This window comes from Pauljensenia sp. UMB3104 (assembly GCF_030217285.1).
In the GTDB taxonomy this organism is placed as follows: Bacteria; Actinomycetota; Actinomycetes; order Actinomycetales; family Actinomycetaceae; genus Pauljensenia.
Genome location: NZ_JASONN010000392.1, coordinates 1 through 258 on the forward strand (window position 1 = coordinate 1; position 258 = coordinate 258).

The 258-nt window shown below is 69.8% G+C and carries 1 protein-coding gene; it reads right to left on the minus strand.

Going from position 1 to position 258, the window contains the following annotated elements; translation table 11 throughout:
* Positions 1-258, minus strand: a 258-nt coding sequence (locus tag QP415_RS12155; protein ID WP_285100245.1) for a MerR family transcriptional regulator, incomplete at both ends; no start/stop codon positions are given.

The following is a 258-nucleotide window of genomic DNA, read 5'->3' on the forward strand; positions in this document are numbered from 1 at the left end:
GTACTTTCTGCGAGGGCGCGCTTGGCGGCCTCGGCGGCGGACATACCGGCACGCACGTGGTGGATCATGGCGCGCAGACGGTCAACGTCCTCGGGCTGGTAGCGGCGTCGCTCACCGGCTTCACGCTGCGCGGGACCGAGGCCGTAGCGCCGTTCCCACGTGCGCAGAGTGGAGGGGGATACTCCCAGCTCATCGGACACCGAGGACATGGTGCGGGAGCGGTCAGCGTGCGCCGACTGCGCCAGTATGGCTCGTGGC